The organism is Pseudoalteromonas sp. APC 3495, assembly GCF_030407645.1.
GTDB lineage: Bacteria > Pseudomonadota > Gammaproteobacteria > Enterobacterales > Alteromonadaceae > Pseudoalteromonas > Pseudoalteromonas tetraodonis.
On record NZ_JASDDA010000019.1, the window covers coordinates 1 to 18207 of the forward strand.

Sequence of the window (18207 nt, forward strand, 5' to 3'; positions counted from 1 at the left end):
CTTATTCCCACGCTTGACTCAAAAATTGGCGTAAACACCTCGCAAATAAATTAATTAACTTACTGAAATTAAAGTAGTTCACTTGTTGTTTACTAATTAAGCGCCTACAGTTTACGAAAACGTTAACATGTTGTTACGACTATTGTCGCAATTCAATATTTGAGTAGCGTTGCTAAATTGATTAACGAATATAAAAAACCACCCATCGTAATCTTGCGATGTTTAAAGGGGAAAATAAAAATGGCTTTTAAAAATGAAGAACAAGCAAAAGCTTATTGGGCAGAAAACATTTCATTACTGTTTAAGTTATTAGCGGTATGGTTTGTGGTCTCTTTTGGCTTTGGCATATTACTTGTAGATGTACTAAATGAAGTACGTTTTTTTGGGTTTAAACTTGGCTTCTGGTTCGCCCAGCAAGGCGCGATTTATACCTTTGTAGCTTTGATTTTTGTGTACGTTTTCAAAATGAATACGTTAGATAAAAAATATGGCGTAGACGAATAGGAGCTAAGCAATGGATGTTCAAATACTCACTTTTATAATCGTCGGTTTAAGCTTTGCGCTTTATATCGGCATTGCAATCTGGGCTCGTGCAGGGTCAACAAATGAATTCTATGTTGCCGGTGGTGGTGTACCTCCACTAGCCAATGGTATGGCAACTGCTGCGGATTGGATGAGTGCTGCGTCATTTATTTCAATGGCTGGTATTATTTCGTTTGCTGGCTATGACGGTAGTGTTTACTTAATGGGGTGGACGGGTGGTTATGTACTACTGGCCATGTGTTTAGCGCCTTATTTACGTAAATTCGGTAAGTTTACTGTGCCAGACTTTATCGGGGATCGTTACTACTCACGTACTGCGCGTTTAGTGGCTATTTTATGTGCCATCTTTATTTGTTTTACTTACATTGCGGGTCAAATGCGTGGTGTGGGTGTGGTGTTCTCGCGTTTCTTAGAAGTTGAAATTGAAACCGGCGTTTACATCGGCATGATAATTGTTTTCTTTTATGCTGTACTTGGTGGCATGAAAGGCATTACTTACACGCAAGTTGCGCAGTACTGTGTACTGGTATTTGCTTATTTAGTACCGGCTATTTTCATCTCGATGATGGCAACCGGTCACTTTTTTCCACAAACAGGGTTTGGTGCCACGCTAAGTGATGGTTCAGGCATGTATGTATTGGATAAATTAGATGGTTTAAGTACTGAGTTGGGCTTTGGGCAATACACTGAAGGCTCGAAGAGCATGATTGATGTATTTGCAATCACAGGTGCTCTTATGGTGGGTACTGCTGGTTTACCACATGTAATTGTTCGTTTTTTCACTGTACCTCGCGTAAAGGACACACGTATTTCAGCGGCGTGGACACTGGTATTTATTGCTATTGTTTACACAACAGCACCCGCAGTAGCTTCGTTTGCCCGTGTAAACATGATTGACACCATTAATGGTAAAGACGGTAGCGGCACAGCGTATGCAGATGCGCCTGCATGGATCAAAAACTGGGAACGTACGGGCCTAATCACCTTTAATGATAAAAATGGTGACGGCAAAATGTTTTACACATCAGGTAAAATCACTGACCCTAATAGCGCGAACGAAGTAAACGTTGACCGCGATATTATGGTACTAGCGAACCCTGAAATTGCCGACTTACCAGCATGGGTTATTGCACTCGTTGCTGCTGGTGGTATTGCCGCGGCACTATCGACTACAGCGGGCTTACTATTGGTTATTTCAACCTCAGTATCGCACGATTTACTTAAACGGACACTCAAACCGGATATAACCGACAAGCAAGAATTACTTGCAGCGAGGTTGGCAGCGATGATTGCTATTGTAATATCCGCTTACTTTGGGATTAACCCGCCAGGATTTGTGGCCTCGGTTGTTGCCTTTGCCTTCGGCTTAGCGGCGGCGAGCTTCTTCCCTGCAATTATTATGGGTATTTTCTCTAAATCAATGAATAAACATGGTGCAATTGCAGGCATGGTAACGGGTATCACCTTTACTGCTGCATACATCATCTACTTCAAGTTTGTGAGTCCAGAGCTTAATAGCCCAGAAAATTGGTTCTTAGGTATTTCACCTGAAGGGATTGGTTTAGTAGGCATGATCATTAACTTTGCAGTAGCTGCAGGTGTTATGAAAATGACTCAACCGACACCAGTTGAAATTCAAGAAATGGTTGAAGGTATTCGTAATCCTAAAGGGTCTAGTGAAGCGCATGCTCACTAATCCATATATCTAATGATATAACGCATCAAAGCCCGACTTAAGTCGGGCTTTTTATTTGTTTAAATAATGACTACATTAAATAACTATATTTCAGGTTAAGTCGCTTTTTTATTGAGGATGATTTATGAGTAGTGAGCAACAGGAAGTCGCGCAGTTTATTAACAAGCAAGCACCATTTTCAATGTTACAGGACAGCGCCTGCAGTTATTTTGTTAACCATCTCGATAGTATTTATTTGACCCGAGAAAACCAAACGCAATGGCTTAACAGTGAACAGCCTAAATTATTTTTAATTCGTTCCGGGTTATACGATTTAGTCGATGCCAAAGGCGATACGGTAACGCGTTTAACTCAAGGTGATTACTTTGGTTATCCCTCGTTACTGACGGGAGATTCAATACAAAACAGTTTAGAAGTACAAAAAGAGGGCATTGTCTATATGCTCGACCAAACGGATTTTGATTACTTACGTCGAGAATATAAAGCATTCGAGCAATACTTTGTTCGTGCTCATGCTAATCGATTGCTGTCATCACATTATAAAAGCAATAACGACAGCTGGTCTGAGCGTAAAATATCAGAGATCATGACTCGCAAAGCGATTACGCTGCCTCCCGATGCCAGCATCCGTCATAGTGCTAAAAAAATGCAAGAGCATGGGATTTCATCAATGATGATCACCGAAAATTCGCATCTTGTTGGGGTAGTTACAGATCGGGATTTACGTAACCGAGTGCTTGCTGATGAAGTGGATCCCGCGCAAGCTATCAATAGTATTATGACCAATAAGCCTAAGTTTATATTTGAAAATAACCGCGTATTTTCAGCGCTGCACTTAATGCTTAAGCATAATATTCATCATTTACCTGTGCTTGACGAAAACCACAAACCGCTAGGAATGATCACCAGTACAGACTTACTACGCCAACAAAAAAGCGACCCAGTGCAGCTAATTGGTCGTATTTACAAGGCCCATAATGTGGCTGATTTAAAACGTTACGCGAAAGAAATTCCTGAGTTATTAAAAGGGTTTTCAAATAATATTGATGATATTTCGCTGATCGGAAAGTTACTCAGTGGTTTAACCGATGCGTTGACCTCGCGGCTAATTTTTTTATTTCAACAACACCATGGCGCCGCGCCAACCAGTTTTAGTTTTATTTGTTTTGGCTCTCAAGCGCGCGAAGAGCAAACACTGCATTCAGATCAAGATAATGGCTTGTTATTACCTGATGGTCTAAACGATGAACAGCACGCATATTTTAAACAGATGGGCGAATTTGTTTGTGAAAACTTAGTTGAGTGCGGCATTCGTCGTTGTCCTGGTAACATAATGGCCAGCAGTGATGCGTGTCGAATGAGTGTTAGTGATTGGCGGGCGAAGTTTTTAAAGTGGATCACCAGCCCCACACCCCAGGCAATGCTCAACTGTAAAATATTTTTTGATCTGCGTTTTATTGAAGGATCCACCACACTTTATAGCCAGTTTTGTGAAGAGTTAACTCATATTTCTCGCAACGATCTTTTTTATGCGGCAATGGCCAGCGATGTGAATACCAACAGCGCGCCGATTGGTTTATTTAATAACTTTAAAACTGAAAAAACCGATCAGCATCACAAATACATCGATCTTAAAAAGCGCGGGGTGGTGATCATTAACGATCTGGCAAGGCTGTATGCATTAAAAGTAGGCATCCGCCGTGCTAACACCCAAGAGCGATTAGACGCCTTATTAAAGTATTCATTGCTAAGCAAAGAAGATATTTATAATTTAAAAGATTGTTGGCGATTTTTAACTCAACTTCGGCTGCGCACGCAAATAAATGAAGAAGGGTTACCTAGTAATTGCATTAACCCAGACAAACTCAATTCGTTAGAACGTCATCAGCTTAAAGAAGCGTTTTACCTAGTAAAACAAGCGCAGCAAGGCGCGGCGTTTAAATTTGCGCGTGGGAGTTTGTAACAATAATGGTTAAGCTGCTTATTACGCGATACTTAAAGCGTCGTCATTTGCTTGCGCAAAGTGCTTTAAAGCAACGTTATTTAGTGATTGATTTGGAATTAACAGGGCTTGATCCTAAACAACATGAAATTGTCTCGGTTGCTTGGGTACTGATTGAGAATCAATGTATCAAAAACAGTCAATCGCAGCATATCGTTAATAAAGAGGTTAAAAGTCTAGAGCAAAGCCCTGTTTTTCACGGCATTAGTACTGACTCGGTGGCACAAGGGCAAAGCCTACAGAGTATTTTAATGTCTTTAAGTGCTCACTTTAGTGACTGCATTTTAGTATTTCATAATGCCATGCTCGATTGGGGTTTTTTAAAGTTAGCACTAAAAAATGCAGGGATCACCCAGCGCCCCAAGTTGATTATCGATACCTTACAAATAGAAAAAAAGCGTCTGCTAAAACATAGCTCAGATATAAAATTAGACGATTTAACTCTTAATGAATGTCGTAAACGCTACGACTTACCAAGCTATCATTGTCATCACGCCCTTACCGATGCACAAGCTACTGCTGAGTTGTTATTAGCCCAATGCCATCAAATAAGCGCCGGTAAGGAGCTCAAAGTAGGCGAGTTGACGTAGGTTGGGCAGAGCGAAGCGAAACCCAACCTAACTATAAAGAATGCATAAATACTTGGTTAATGAGGCAGTTTACTTTTGTTTTTATTTGTATAATTATGGGAACGTGTGATTTATTATGAATTCAAGGAACGAATATGAAACTTATCATCGCTATTTTTATTACTTTATTCCCTCTTATTACTTTTGCTAATTCAAGCGTGCCAGCTAATCGTCACATTGCAGTGCAGGGGTCAGCTGAGGTATTTGTTGAGCCTGATATGGCTCAAATTATATTTGAAGTAAAAAGCACTGAAGATACATTCCTTGAGGCTAAACGTGAGCTTGATGGCCGGATTAGCTTGTTACTTGAACAATCAGACAAATACGGTTTTGGCCAAGACGATGTTTATATATCTGGTTTAAAAAGCAAGGTATACACTATGATTGGTACAGAATCTGGGACTGTTTCAGGCGATAAGTATTTAGCCCTGAAAACAGTTAAAGTCACATTAAAAGATATTAAAAAAGTCGATGAATTTATTAATTTTGCTCAAAGCTTAAAAATAGACAATATCGAAAAAATTAATGGTTTATCCTCTAAAGTTAATCAGTTAGAGGCAGAGGCAACACAATTAGCAATCGATAACGCAAAAGCGAAGGGAAATAAGCTCGCTCAAGCTTTTGGCGCTGAACTTGGCAACGTTTACAGTATCAGTGCAAATTCCGGCAGCTCAGATTACGATTATGACGCGGGCGGTGTTAAGCACATTATTTTATCTAGCCACAGAAATAGCATGGCTGCTAGAAATAACGAGAACCCATTTACGCAGCAGCGATATTTAGGTGCAAGAATAAGCGTTAAAGCATCAATAAACGTGGTGTTTGATTTAAAACTAAAATAGCAAATATCGCAAAGCCGAGTTAAAAGTAAAAGCGCATTGCGTGTTGATTATGGCGTTAATTTAAAGTTTCTAATGCTTGGCTCTTATAATCACAGGCAAGGTCGATTACAATACCGCCATCTAAAAGGCGACGCTGCCTTTCTCTGTACGTAACTAGAGTGGATTTTATATTTCATGGCAATCAAACTTGCAATTAATGGTTTTGGTCGTATTGGTCGAAATATTGTCCGTGCACTATACGAATCAGGCTTAAGCGACGAGATCAAAATTGTTGCAATTAACGAACTAGCCGACCCTGAAGCTATTGCCCATTTATTAAAATACGACACCTCTCATGGTCGTTTTGCTTTTCCAGTTAAACTAGGTGAAGACACCATTAGCGTAGCTGATGACACCATTGCGTTATTTTGTGAACAAAATCCAGTTGAATTACCGTGGCAAACGTTAGATGTTGATGTGGTGCTTGAATGTACGGGTGTTTATCACTCGCGTGAACATGCACAGTTACATTTGACTGCGGGCGCAAAAAAGGTGCTGTTTTCACATCCTGCGGATAATGATGTTGATGCCACTATTGTTTACGGTATTAATGACGATGAGCTTAAAAGCGAGCATACTATTGTCTCTAATGGCTCGTGTACCACCAACTGCGTTGTTCCTGTTATTAAAGTACTCGATGATGCCTTTGGCATTGAATCAGGTGCTATTACAACCATTCATGCGTCAATGAACGATCAGCAAGTGATTGATGCGTATCATCATGATTTACGCCGAACTCGTGCCGCCAGCCAGTCTATTATTCCTGTAGATACAAAATTAGCCCGTGGTATAGACCGTATTTTACCTAAATTTAAAGGTCGCTTTGAGGCCATTGCGGTCCGTATACCGACCATTAATGTGACGGCGATGGATTTAAGTGTCACGGTTAATGCAGATGTAGATTTAAGTGCGGTTAATAATGCGCTTAAAGCACAAGCTAAAGACCGCCTTGAAGGTATTTTAAGTTACACCGAAGAGCCGTTGGTATCGGTTGATTTTAACCATGACCCACATTCTTGTATCATAGATGGCACACAGACACGTGTTAGTCATAAACGGCTGATAAAATTACTAGTTTGGTGTGATAACGAGTGGGGATTTGCGAATCGCATGCTCGATACCGCGCGTGCTATGATGGCATTTAAGTAATATTTAAAACGTATTTATTGGTTTAGTATCGTTAACTAAGGAGATGTTCATGTCGGTCATTAAAATGGCAGATTTAGATTTAAACGGCAAACGCGTATTAATTCGTGAAGATTTAAATGTACCCGTTAAAGCAGGAAAAGTGACGTCAGATGCACGTATTCGTGCTGCGTTACCTACTATCAAACTAGCGTTAGAGAAAGGCGCGAAAGTGATGGTTATGTCACACCTTGGCCGTCCTACGGAAGGGCAATACGAAGACGAGTTTTCATTGGCTCCGGTTGTTGATTACTTAAATAATGCACTTGAGCAAACAGTTCGCCTAGAAAAAGATTACCTAAACGGCGTTGATGTTGCAGATAACGAAGTCGTTGTTTTTGAAAACGTGCGTTTTAATAAAGGCGAGAAAAAAGACGACGAAACCTTATCAAAGCAATTAGCTGCATTATGTGACGTGTACGTAATGGATGCTTTTGGTACTGCGCATCGCGCACAAGCATCAACGCATGGTGTAGGTTTATTTGCTGATGTAGCGTGTGCCGGTCCATTATTATCGGCTGAACTTGAAGCGCTAGGCAAAGCACTTGATAACCCAGCACGCCCATTAGTGGCGATTGTGGGTGGCTCTAAAGTGTCAACTAAGTTAACCGTACTTGATTCGTTATCTAAAATTGTTGACCAGCTTGTTACCGGTGGCGGTATTGCTAATACCTTTATTGCCGCTGCAGGTTATCCTGTAGGTAAGTCCCTTTTTGAAGCTGACTTAATGGACGAAGCTAATCGCTTATGTGCAGCAGCAAAAGCTAACAATGGTGAAATTCCAGTACCGACTGATGTTGTTGTGGGTAATGAATTCTCAGAATCAGCTGTAGCAACACTTAAAGATGTAAGCGAAGTTACCAGCGACGATATGATTTTTGATATTGGCCCTGATACAGCAAACAAACTTGCAAAAATTATTGCTAATGCGGGCACTGTTGTATGGAATGGCCCAGTGGGTGTGTTTGAGTTTGATCAATTTGGTAATGGCACTCGCGCTATTGCAAAAGCGATTGCTGATTCAAGCGCATTTTCTATTGCTGGTGGTGGTGACACCCTAGCGGCAATTGATAAGTATGGCATTAGTGATAAAGTATCGTATATCTCTACAGGTGGTGGTGCGTTCTTAGAGTTTTTAGAAGGCAAAAAACTACCTGCAGTTGCAATGCTAGAATCACGCGCTAAATAATACCTATGGTATTAGCTAGCCGTAAAGCAGATGTGCTAATCCCACATCTGCTACAATTAACGAGTAAATACCTCTCACTTTTATTTAGTCGTTAATAATATGAATTTTAGGCCATTTGCCTTTTAATTCATGGCGCAGTGATTGCGCCAAACTAACAAATCCGTTCAAACTAGGTAGTAAAATAACTACCGATAAATTGGAGAATACCCAATGGCTTTAATCAGTATGCGACAACTTCTCGATCATGCCGCAGAGCATGGTTACGGTGTACCCGCGTTTAATGTAAATAACCAAGAGCAAATGCGTGCAATTATGGAAGCGGCTGATAAAACAAACAGCCCAGTTATTGTACAAGGTTCTGCGGGCGCACGTGCGTATGCCGGTGCACCTTTTATTCGTCATATGATTTTAGCTGCAGTTGAAGAATGGCCACATATTCCAGTGGTTATGCATCAGGATCATGGTACATCACCGGGTGTATGTCAGCGTTCAATTCAGCTAGGTTTTTCATCAGTAATGATGGATGGCTCATTAATGAGCGATGGTAAAACACCTTCAAGCTACGATTATAACGTTGATGTAACACGTAAAACAGTTGAAATGGCGCATGCGTGTGGCGTATCTGTAGAGGGTGAGCTAGGTGTATTAGGTTCACTTGAAACTGGTGAAGCGGGTGAAGAAGATGGTGTTGGCGCTGAGGGTAAACTTACCACTGAGCAAATGCTAACAAATCCAGAAGAAGCGGCAGACTTTGTAAATAAAACCCATGTTGATGCGCTGGCTATTGCCTGTGGTACATCACACGGTGCCTACAAATTTACTCGTCCACCAACCGATGACATTTTAGCGATTGATCGTATTAAAGAAATTCACGCGCGTATACCAAATACCCACTTAGTAATGCATGGTTCGTCTTCTGTTCCACAAGAGTGGTTAGAAGTGATTAACCAATACGGTGGCGAAATTCCAGAAACTTACGGCGTGCCAGTTGAGCAAATCGTTGAAGGTATTAAATATGGTGTGCGTAAGGTAAACATTGATACTGACTTACGTTTAGCGTCTACCGGTGCGATTCGTCGTCATTTAGCGATGAACCCGTCTAACTTCGACCCACGTAAGTTTTTAGCTGCTGCAACCCAAGCAATGACTGATATTTGTATCGCTCGTTACGAAGCGTTTGGTACGGCGGGTCAAGCAAGTAAAATTAAGCCAATTTCATTAGATGAAATGCACCTTAAATACTTAAGCGGTGAGTTAAACCCAAAAATAAAATAATGAGCCAATAACGGCGATACTCTCGCACTCATTATAAAAAGCCAGTTGCTTACGCACTGGCTTTTTTGATCTGTAAGAGATCAGTATTTTACTTACCGATAAATCTGGGATCACTCGATTACTAACTAACCTTATCTGGGATCATTACTTTACTAAGTGAAGGGCTTAAAGTGACGCATTTTGTACTTTTAAGTGTCGAATATCATAATTAATGGATAAAAATCACACAGTAAATCATTGGTTTAGCTTTGTTAGTGGGTAAAATAGTGATCCGAAAAGGGATCTGCTTGATAAAACTCTGATCCTTGTATTTAAGATCATAATAAACCTGATCTAAATAGGTGCCGACTTTTATTATTAAGCCTAAAAATAGCTGCTAGTTAGTAATTTGATGATCCCAAGTTAATATCATAAATAGTGCCTTTAATAACGACTCACTTTACTGCAAACCACTTTTTTATTTACTGCTCAAGATGGTAAAAATATGACATATTCAATTTTTTGTTACTATTTTGTGTTTTTTTTAGTCTCATTTTAATTTAGACGTTACACTTTAATAAAAATGTCATACTTAGTCATAATAATGAAACCTACTCAATAGCCTAAGAGATAAATTGGAATGTCACGTAAAGTATTAGTCGTTGATGACGAAGCACCTATCAGGGAAATGTTGGTTTTTGTTTTAGAACAAAATGGCTTTCAAGCCATTGAGGCAGAAGATTATGATTCTGCAATAGCCGCAATGGTCGAACCTTATCCAGATATGGTGTTACTCGATTGGATGCTACCTGGTGGTAGTGGAATTCAAATTGCTAAAAAATTCAAACAAAATGAACACACACGCCAAATCCCTATCATTATGCTGACTGCTCGCGGTGAAGAAGAAGACAAAATACGCGGTTTAGAAGTGGGCGCTGATGATTACGTTACTAAGCCGTTTTCACCTAAAGAGTTAATGGCGCGTATTAAAGCGGTTATTCGCCGAGTAGCACCTACCTCTTTAGAAGAAGCAATTGAAGTGCATGGCCTGCGCTTGGACCCTATTTCGCATCGTGTTACCTCAGGGGGCAGTGAGCTTGATATGGGGCCAACCGAATTTAGACTGTTACACTTTTTTATGACCCATCCAGAGCGTGTTTACAGCCGTGAGCAACTGCTTGATCATGTATGGGGCACGAATGTGTATGTTGAAGACAGAACCGTAGATGTTCATATTCGTCGCTTGCGTAAAGCGATTGCTACGCTTGGACATGACCGCTTAGTACAAACGGTACGCGGAGCTGGTTATCGCTTTTCGAGTAAACTATAGTGTGCTTACAATTAAGCTTACTTAGTTAAGTAGCAATCTATTAACCTAGTTCAGTCAACTTGTCTGCTAGCGTTTATAAGGTAAAGAGCGTGTATGTATCGAGTTATTAACAAGCAGGCGCTAACAAAGCGGCTGTTTGTCTATTTTATACCTTTACTTTTAATTGGGGTGCTTATTGGTGCCCCATTTTTGATGTTGTTTTTGGGCGCTTTTTCGCTACTTATGTGGCATTACCATCAACTTTATCGGTTAAGTGATTGGCTGCATAACCAGCGCAGTTTTAACCCACCAGAAGGTGAAGGATCGTGGGAGCAAGTATTTGAAGGCATCTATCAGCTGCAACATCGTAATCGTAAAAAGCGTAACGAACTGGCAGAGCTGATACGCCGTTTTCGTGACGGTGCTGAGGCGGTGCCTGATGCTGTTGTTGTATTGCAAAACGATTTATCAATTGTGTGGTGTAATCAACTTGCACTCAAAGTGTTAGGGTTACAATGGCCGGTTGATCATGGTCAGCGTTTAGATAACCTCATTCGCGATCCTAAATTTGCTAAATATATGCGCCGTAAAGAGTTTAGTGATGCACTGGAGCTTGAAAGTGGCCACAGTGTTGAGCAAGTTCTTGAATTTAGGGTGATGCCTTATGCTAATACTCAGTTATTGGTGGTAGTACGCGATGTAACCCGTTTAAAGCAGCTTGAGCAGATGCGTAAAGACTTTGTTGCTAATGTGTCTCATGAGCTCAGAACCCCTTTAACGGTTGTTACCGGCTACCTTGAAATGCTCGACAGTGATTCGCTCCCTCCGCCTGCAATGTGGAATAAAGCACAAACTACCATGCTAGAACAATGTAAACGCATGGATAGTTTAGTGAATCAGTTACTTTCGTTATCACGTATTGAAGGCGCAAAACGCCACAGTAATGATAAGGCAGTAAATGTACCGCAATTGCTAAAACTGATTGAAACTGAAGCACAGTCTATAAATCAAGATAAAGGCCATCAACTTATTTTTAATATTGATGCGTCACTTGATATTACCGGTGCTGAGGATGAGCTCAGAAGTGCGTTTTCAAACTTAGTATTTAATGCCATTCATTATACTAAGTCAGGTGGTAAAATTGAGGTGTGTTGGCAGCGCAACAATGAACAGGCATATTTTAGTGTTACTGATAATGGTGATGGTATTGCACCAGAGCATATAAATCGCTTAACTGAGCGTTTTTATCGGGTCGATAAAGCCAGAAGCCGCACCACAGGTGGCTCAGGATTAGGCTTAGCAATTACTAAACATGTACTTACTCGCCATGGTAGCCAATTAAAAATTAACAGTGAACTGGGTAAAGGCTCCTGTTTTTCTTTTGCGTTTTCAAGCGATAGGCTGATCTCTATTTCGCCATTAGTGACGAGTAATACTGCTAGTCATAAAAGTGTCATTTAAGAGTCACACCATTGTCATGTACTCACTTTAGAGTGAACCGCAGTTAGGAAATGGGACGAACAAACTGGAGAACCCCAAAATGAAATTTAAAAACTTAGTTGCCGCAATGGGTGTGGCTGTTACAACATTTGTATCTGCGCAAGCAGTAGCATTAGAAGACGGTATGCCTGAGTATCAAAAAATTAGCGGTGTATCAGGTAACTTTTCATCGGTAGGGTCTGATACGTTAGCCAACATGATGACCTTTTGGGCTGAAGAATATAAGCGTATTTACCCAAATGTAAATATTCAAATTCAAGCGGCAGGTTCGTCTACTGCGCCACCAGCATTAACAGAAGGTACGGCAAATTTAGGTCCAATGAGCCGTGCTATGAAGTCGAAAGAAATTGAAGCATTTGAAAAGCGCTATGGCTATAAGCCAACACAAGTACGTGTAGCAATTGATGCATTGGCGGTATTTGTTCATAAAGATAACCCAATTGAAGGGCTGCGTATTGACCAAATCGATGCTATTTTCTCATCAACACGTAAATGTGGCGCACCAGAGCAAGTAAACCGCTGGAGTGATGTTGGTCTAGAAGGTGATTGGGCTGCAAAAGACGTGCAATTATATGGACGTAACTCAGTATCAGGGACTTACGGTTACTTTAAAAAGAAAGCCTTATGTAAAGGCGATTTTCGTAATAACGTGAACGAGCAACCGGGTTCAGCTTCTGTTGTACAGTCAATTTCAGCATCACTAAATGCCATTGGTTATTCTGGCATTGGTTATAAAACATCGGGTGTACGTACTGTTCCGTTATCTAAAAAAGGTACTAACTTTGTTGATGCCACGCTTGAAAACGTAGCTCAAGGTAAATACCCACTTTCACGTTTCTTATATGTTTATGTAAATAAACACCCAAATAAGCCACTTGGCCCAGTTGAAGCTGAGTTTTTAAAGATGGTACTTTCGCAAGAAGGTCAAAAAATTGTAGAAAAAGATGGTTATGTGCCACTTTCTGCAAAGCTAGTTGAAGTTGAGTTGAAAAAGTTAGGCTTAAAATAAACCGCTAATAATTAAAAAACCGCTCAAATGAGCGGTTTTTTTTGGTTTACAATTTATGCCAATTGATATTAGTCAGCTTTACTTAAGTTTTCAGCTTGTACTTTGCATTGATTATACGCTTCGATGCATTTAGATGAGCAAACCTGTGACTTAAGGCTATCGGTGGTTGTTTGTTGTTCACAGCTGGTTTCGCATTGATAACTTTGCTGAGCGCATTGGTTAAGTGCTGGATTACCTGCTTGGCTTTGGCACCCTGCCAATGCTGCAAAAGAAAAAGCCACTAGAGTGGTTTTAATAAAAGTTTTCATACTTATCCTTAAAGTGAGGCTACACCAGTATTAAACTTCAACCTGTATATTGTCGATTAATCTAACACTTCCTAAAAAGGCGGCAGCTAAAATAACAAATCGTGTATCTTCGAGTGTAGCAGCTTTTAATGTATCTCGTTGAGCTATCGAAAAATAATCTGGTTTTAGCCCTGCGCTTTCTAAAGTCGCTTTAGCATCAGCTTCAAGAGTAGCAAACGCTTTATTTCCGCTTTTTAGTTGCTGCGCACAGTGATTTAAAGTGTTGAATAAAATCGTAGCGGTTTGCTTTTCATCACTTGATAAATACCCATTGCGTGAGCTCATGGCAAGGCCGCTAACTTCACGCATCGTTGGCACACCAATAATTTCTACTGGTATCGACAAATCACGGGCCATTGTTTTAACAACTTGCAGCTGCTGAAAGTCTTTTTCACCAAAGCAGGCGTAATCAGGTTGGACTAAGTTAAATAGTTTAGTGACAACTGTTGCTACACCTTTAAAATGACCAGGACGTGAGCCGCCGCAATAGCCCATCGAAATACCTGGTACATCAACAAAACTTTGCACCCCTAAGCCATTTGGGTAAATAGCCTCTACACTGGGGATAAACAAAATATCCGTTTCAAGATCGGCTAAACCTTGTTTATCGGCATCTAAGGTACGCGGATAATTGTCTAGATCTTCGTTAGCACCAAATTGCATCGGGTTAACAAAAATACTAACAACGACTTTGTCGGCCAGTGTTTTTGCTTTTTCTACCAACGAAAAGTGACCGCGGTGCAGGTTACCCATAGTAGGTACTAGTGCAACACTTAAACCCGCTTGGCGCCAAGCTCTTATTTGACTGCGTAATGATTTAATTTCAGTGATTGACTGCATTATTTAAACTCGTGTTCAGCGCTTGGAAAAACGCCGCTTTTAACATCGTTACAATACTTTTTAACAGCGGCAGGCATGTTGCCTGTTTCGAGTAAAAAGTTTTTTGAAAATTTAGGAATGTAGCCTGCAGAAATACCGACTAAATCGTGCATAACCAAAATTTGGCCATCGGTTACATTGCCCGCACCAATCCCTATAGTCGGAATGCTTAATGAGTCAGTAATACGTTTTGCTAAGGCACTTGGAATACACTCAAGCACGAGTAGTTGAGCACCCGCTGCCTCTAATGCTTTTGCATCGGCAATAATTTTTTGTGCTTGTGCTTCTTCACGGCCTTGAATTTTAAAACCACCAAATACGTGCACAGATTGCGGCGTAAGCCCTAAATGCCCACACACCGGAATACCTTGCTGAGTAAGTGATTTAATGCTGTCATGCAGCCATTCGCCACCTTCAAGCTTGATCATATTAGCACCTGCGCGCATCAACTCTGCGGCATTTTTACACGCATCATTTGGATTTGCATAGGTCATAAACGGTAGGTCGGCAATAACAAATAGGTCACGGCTTCCAGCGCGAACACAACGAGTATGGTACGCAATTTCTTGGTTTGTCACAGCGAGTGTGTCATCGCCACCTTGTAATACCATTCCCAAAGAATCACCGACTAAAACAACTTCAACGCCATTCTCATGAAATAACTTAGCAAAACTGGCATCATAAGCTGTTAACGCAGTGATTTTATTACTTTCAGCCTTCATTTTATTCAAAGTTGAAACGGTTATTTTAGACATAATATTCTCGCAGACATAAGCCTTAGTTAATTACAGCGGTAATTGTTGTAAGTCGTTAAGCGGTAGGGTATTTGCTATCTGTTTGATAGATGCGCCGCTTGGTAAAATAAGTTCGGGTGCAATTTCTTGCAGCGGGTAAACAACAAATTCTCTCTCGTTTAACCCGTAATGAGGCACCGTTAAACGTTTAGTATTTATAACCTGCTCACCAAATAATAAAATATCAATATCCAGTGTGCGTGCGCCCCAGCGCTCAGCCTTTCTGACTCGACCATGCTCCAGCTCTATGGCTTGCGTTAAATCAAGTAACTGCTCTGGCTGTAGGAAGGTATTGATACAGGCAACTGCGTTCACATAATTGGGTTGATCTTGTGGCCCCATAGGCTTGCTCGCATAATAGTGTGAGCAAGCGATAAACTCGCTGTTAGGCAAGTTTTTAAGTGCAACAACAGCATCATCAAGTTGTTTTTTAGGTGTATTAAGGTTGGCACCTAAGCCTAAATAGACACGTTGCATTATTTACTCAGCTGGTTTTTTAGTGGTGCGCCGACGAGGACGCTTACGTGGTTTTGGTCCACCTTGATGGCCTAGCTCTCGCACCATTTCTTTTTGGCCATTAATATCTTGACTCAAGTACTGTGTCCACCACTGTGCAAGCTCTGTATGCTCAGTTTCACCGGCATCAACACGCAGTAATAAAAAGTCATAAGCGGCTTTAAAACGAGGCTGTTGTGTTAAGCGATAGGCACGTTGGCCTGCACGTTTGTCTAAACGTTGTTGAATATGCCAAATATCACGGGCGCCTAACGTAAAGCGTTTTGGTACTGCAATATGCTGAGCGTTCTCACTAAGTACTTTATTAATTGCTTGGGCAAAGGCATCGTATTCAGAGAGTTGTTCTTGACGTCGAATTTTTTCAGTACGTTCAACCAATGGAAACCACAGTAACGCTGCAAATACAAACGCAGGGGTGACTTTTTTCTCTGCATTAATGCGAATGTCAGTGTTTGCAAACATTTGCTTGATGAAGGTTTCTTCAAGCCCGCCTGGGTTTTTATCTAAAATGCGGTCAAGCTCTGGGAATAACGATTTAAATAACCCGTATTTGCGCAGCATTAAAAAGTTTTGTTGTGCTTTGCCGTTTAAAAACAGCTTGAGTATTTCTTCAAACAAACGTGCCGGTGGAATGTTATCAAGCAAGCTAGCTAGAGCGGTTATTGGCTTTTCGCTTGCAGGTGCTATTTGCATATCGAGTTTAGTAGCAAAGCGCACTGCACGAAGCATACGCACGGGGTCTTCACGATAGCGTGTTTCAGGGTCGCCAATTAACTCAATTTGTTTTGCCTTTATGGCCGCTAAACCATTGGCGTAATCATAAATACAAAAATCATTGATTGAGTAATATAAGGCATTGATTGAAAAATCACGACGCTCGGCATCTTCTTCAATGCTGCCAAATACGTTGTCGCGAAGTAGTTGCCCATGTTCGCTTGATTGGCTAATTTGATTTTTGTCTTCTTGTGCTTCGTGATGGCCGCGCATGGTGGCCACTTCAATAATCTCACGACCAAAAACAATGTGCGCTAAACGAAAGCGGCGGCCAATTAAACGGCAGTTACGAAACAGTTTTTTAACTTGCTCAGGGGTTGCATTGGTTACAACATCAAAATCTTTGGGTTGTTGACCTAACAATACATCGCGAATGCAACCACCAACTAAGTAGGCATCATAGCCACCATCTTTTAGGCGATAGAGTACTTTGATTGCATTTGGGCTAAATTGTTTGCGAGAAATACCATGCTCACCTCGAGGGATCACCAACGGTTCACTGCTGATTGCGACATCTTCGGCACTGGCATTCGGGCCGATAATTTGTCGACAAAATTGAAAAAGCTTGGAAATAATAGTCTGTCTCCTAGAGAAGCGGTTGATTGACTCGCCATTGCAATCAAAATGACAACAAGTACCTTCTCATAGAGCTGTACTTACTGTTTTATGTAATTAGCATATATTTAGGCGGCTATCATATACCAGCAAGGTGGAAAAATTAAGTTGCAGTGCTGAAATTAAGCCATTTTTAACGATTTTATTTGAATTTGTTATACCCAATCCGCGAAAGAGCGTTAAATCTGTATTTCACGCGTAGTGGGAACGCGGCTTAAGTTAAAATGTGCCACGCCCCAAGCAAGTAATTGCTCTGTGGTTAAATCCATAAGTTGGTCGTGGGTTGGCAAACCTAAAAAGTTAAATACCGCTATCAAAGTCGGTTTGGGATTTTGTTTGCAAATAGCGGGGGCGTAATTTTGTTTAGAGAGTTTAAATCCAGGTTTTGCTACCGCTAAAGGTAAATGAGCAAATTCTGGAATAGGGTTATTAAGTTGCTTAAACAGACTTATTTGACGGGCGGTAGGTTCAAGTAGATCAGCGCCTCGTACAATTCGATTGATCCCTTGCTCAATGTCATCAATAACCACCACCAGTTGATAGGCAAATAAACCGTCGCTACGTTTTATAATGTAATCTTCATGGGCCAGAGTAGGGTCAACGTCAATACGCCCCTGAATAAGGTCGTTATAAGTCACAGTTGCATGGCATTGAGTTAAGCGAAGGGCATGACCCTGTTCACTGAGTTGGCTATGTTTACATTGCCCTTGATAAATTCCACCTAGCGCTTTTATTTGCTTACGAGAGCATTGGCAGGCATAAATAAGCTGTTGTTTTGACAGTGAGTTTACTGCATCTTGATAAATAGTAAGACGCTGTGTTTGATACACAACGTTTTCATCCCAATTAAGGCTGTAGGCGTCTAAGGTATTTAGGATATCGGTGGCTGCGCCTTTAACAACGCGAGTGGTGTCTATATCTTCAATGCGTACTAACCATTTCCCTTGGTTAACTTTTGCATCTAGGTAGCTACCTACAGCCGCCACAAGTGAGCCAAAATGTAACGGCCCCGACGGAGACGGTGCAAATCGGCCGCGATAGTCAGATACTTGCGCGGTAACGGCTGTAGAAGACATGGCTATAAC

The 18207-nt window shown here is 41.0% G+C and carries 17 protein-coding genes; 11 read left to right on the plus strand and 6 right to left on the minus strand.

The annotated features are described in order from the left end of the window. Positions 1-240 precede the first annotated feature (240 nt). The 11 genes from QL984_RS09555 (at position 241) to QL984_RS09605 (ending at position 13197) form a co-directional block, all read left to right on the plus strand. Positions 241-504 (plus strand): DUF4212 domain-containing protein, encoded by a 264-nt coding sequence (locus QL984_RS09555; RefSeq protein ID WP_008464847.1) that lies wholly within the window; start codon positions 241-243, stop codon positions 502-504. A gap of 10 nt (positions 505-514) precedes the next feature. Then, positions 515-2239 carry a sodium:solute symporter family protein gene (locus QL984_RS09560; protein ID WP_013465754.1) on the plus strand — a complete coding sequence of 575 codons (1725 nt, stop codon included), beginning with the start codon at positions 515-517 and terminating at the stop codon, positions 2237-2239. Positions 2240-2363: 124 nt separating this feature from the next. Beyond that, positions 2364-4202: a DUF294 nucleotidyltransferase-like domain-containing protein gene (locus QL984_RS09565; RefSeq protein WP_036956594.1), complete on the plus strand. Its 1839-nt coding sequence runs from the start codon at positions 2364-2366 to the stop codon at positions 4200-4202. Between the two features lie 5 nt (positions 4203-4207). After that, on the plus strand, positions 4208-4831 hold the full coding sequence (locus QL984_RS09570; RefSeq protein ID WP_036956593.1) for a 3'-5' exonuclease: 624 nt from the start codon (positions 4208-4210) through the stop codon (positions 4829-4831). 134 nt (positions 4832-4965) lie between these two features. Continuing rightward, complete coding sequence (locus tag QL984_RS09575) at positions 4966-5712, plus strand: SIMPL domain-containing protein (RefSeq protein ID WP_290172554.1); 747 nt, start codon at positions 4966-4968, stop codon at positions 5710-5712. A gap of 174 nt (positions 5713-5886) precedes the next feature. Beyond that, positions 5887-6900 carry an erythrose-4-phosphate dehydrogenase gene (gene epd / locus QL984_RS09580; protein ID WP_036956591.1) on the plus strand — a complete coding sequence of 338 codons (1014 nt, stop codon included), beginning with the start codon at positions 5887-5889 and terminating at the stop codon, positions 6898-6900. Between the two features lie 49 nt (positions 6901-6949). Then, a complete protein-coding gene (locus QL984_RS09585) occupies positions 6950-8125 on the plus strand; it encodes a phosphoglycerate kinase (protein ID WP_036956590.1) in 1176 nt (391 codons plus the stop codon). A gap of 210 nt (positions 8126-8335) precedes the next feature. After that, positions 8336-9400, plus strand: a complete 1065-nt coding sequence (gene fba, locus QL984_RS09590) for a class II fructose-bisphosphate aldolase (protein ID WP_008111197.1) — start codon at positions 8336-8338, stop codon at positions 9398-9400. Positions 9401-10019: 619 nt separating this feature from the next. Continuing rightward, a complete protein-coding gene (phoB, locus tag QL984_RS09595; protein WP_013465747.1) occupies positions 10020-10709 on the plus strand; it encodes a phosphate regulon transcriptional regulator PhoB in 690 nt (229 codons plus the stop codon). A 93-nt stretch (positions 10710-10802) separates the two neighbouring features. Beyond that, entirely contained in the window at positions 10803-12149 is a 1347-nt protein-coding gene (gene phoR / locus QL984_RS09600; RefSeq protein ID WP_128583333.1) for a phosphate regulon sensor histidine kinase PhoR, read from the plus strand. A 79-nt stretch (positions 12150-12228) separates the two neighbouring features. After that, complete coding sequence (locus tag QL984_RS09605) at positions 12229-13197, plus strand: phosphate ABC transporter substrate-binding protein PstS family protein (RefSeq protein WP_013465745.1); 969 nt, start codon at positions 12229-12231, stop codon at positions 13195-13197. A gap of 68 nt (positions 13198-13265) precedes the next feature. Here QL984_RS09605 and QL984_RS09610 read toward each other — a convergent pair whose 3' ends face one another. From QL984_RS09610 to gluQRS, 6 genes are all read right to left on the minus strand, one after another. After that, positions 13266-13505: a hypothetical protein gene (locus QL984_RS09610; protein WP_013465744.1), complete on the minus strand. Its 240-nt coding sequence runs from the start codon at positions 13503-13505 to the stop codon at positions 13266-13268. Positions 13506-13535: 30 nt separating this feature from the next. Further along, positions 13536-14384: a pantoate--beta-alanine ligase gene (gene panC / locus QL984_RS09615; protein WP_016900475.1), complete on the minus strand. Its 849-nt coding sequence runs from the start codon at positions 14382-14384 to the stop codon at positions 13536-13538. Beyond that, positions 14384-15178, minus strand: a complete 795-nt coding sequence (gene panB, locus QL984_RS09620; RefSeq protein WP_016900473.1) for a 3-methyl-2-oxobutanoate hydroxymethyltransferase — start codon at positions 15176-15178, stop codon at positions 14384-14386. The genes panC and panB overlap by 1 nt, the downstream gene beginning before the upstream one ends. A gap of 30 nt (positions 15179-15208) precedes the next feature. Then, positions 15209-15694, minus strand: coding sequence for a 2-amino-4-hydroxy-6-hydroxymethyldihydropteridine diphosphokinase (gene folK, locus QL984_RS09625; RefSeq protein WP_290172559.1), 486 nt, complete (start codon positions 15692-15694; stop codon positions 15209-15211). A gap of 3 nt (positions 15695-15697) precedes the next feature. After that, the gene (gene pcnB, locus QL984_RS09630; RefSeq protein WP_024602358.1) at positions 15698-16996 is read right to left on the minus strand and encodes a polynucleotide adenylyltransferase PcnB; all 1299 of its coding nucleotides are present in this window, start codon (positions 16994-16996) and stop codon (positions 15698-15700) included. A gap of 305 nt (positions 16997-17301) precedes the next feature. Next, on the minus strand, positions 17302-18198 hold the full coding sequence (gluQRS, locus tag QL984_RS09635; RefSeq protein ID WP_128583335.1) for a tRNA glutamyl-Q(34) synthetase GluQRS: 897 nt from the start codon (positions 18196-18198) through the stop codon (positions 17302-17304). Positions 18199-18207: the final 9 nt, after the last annotated feature.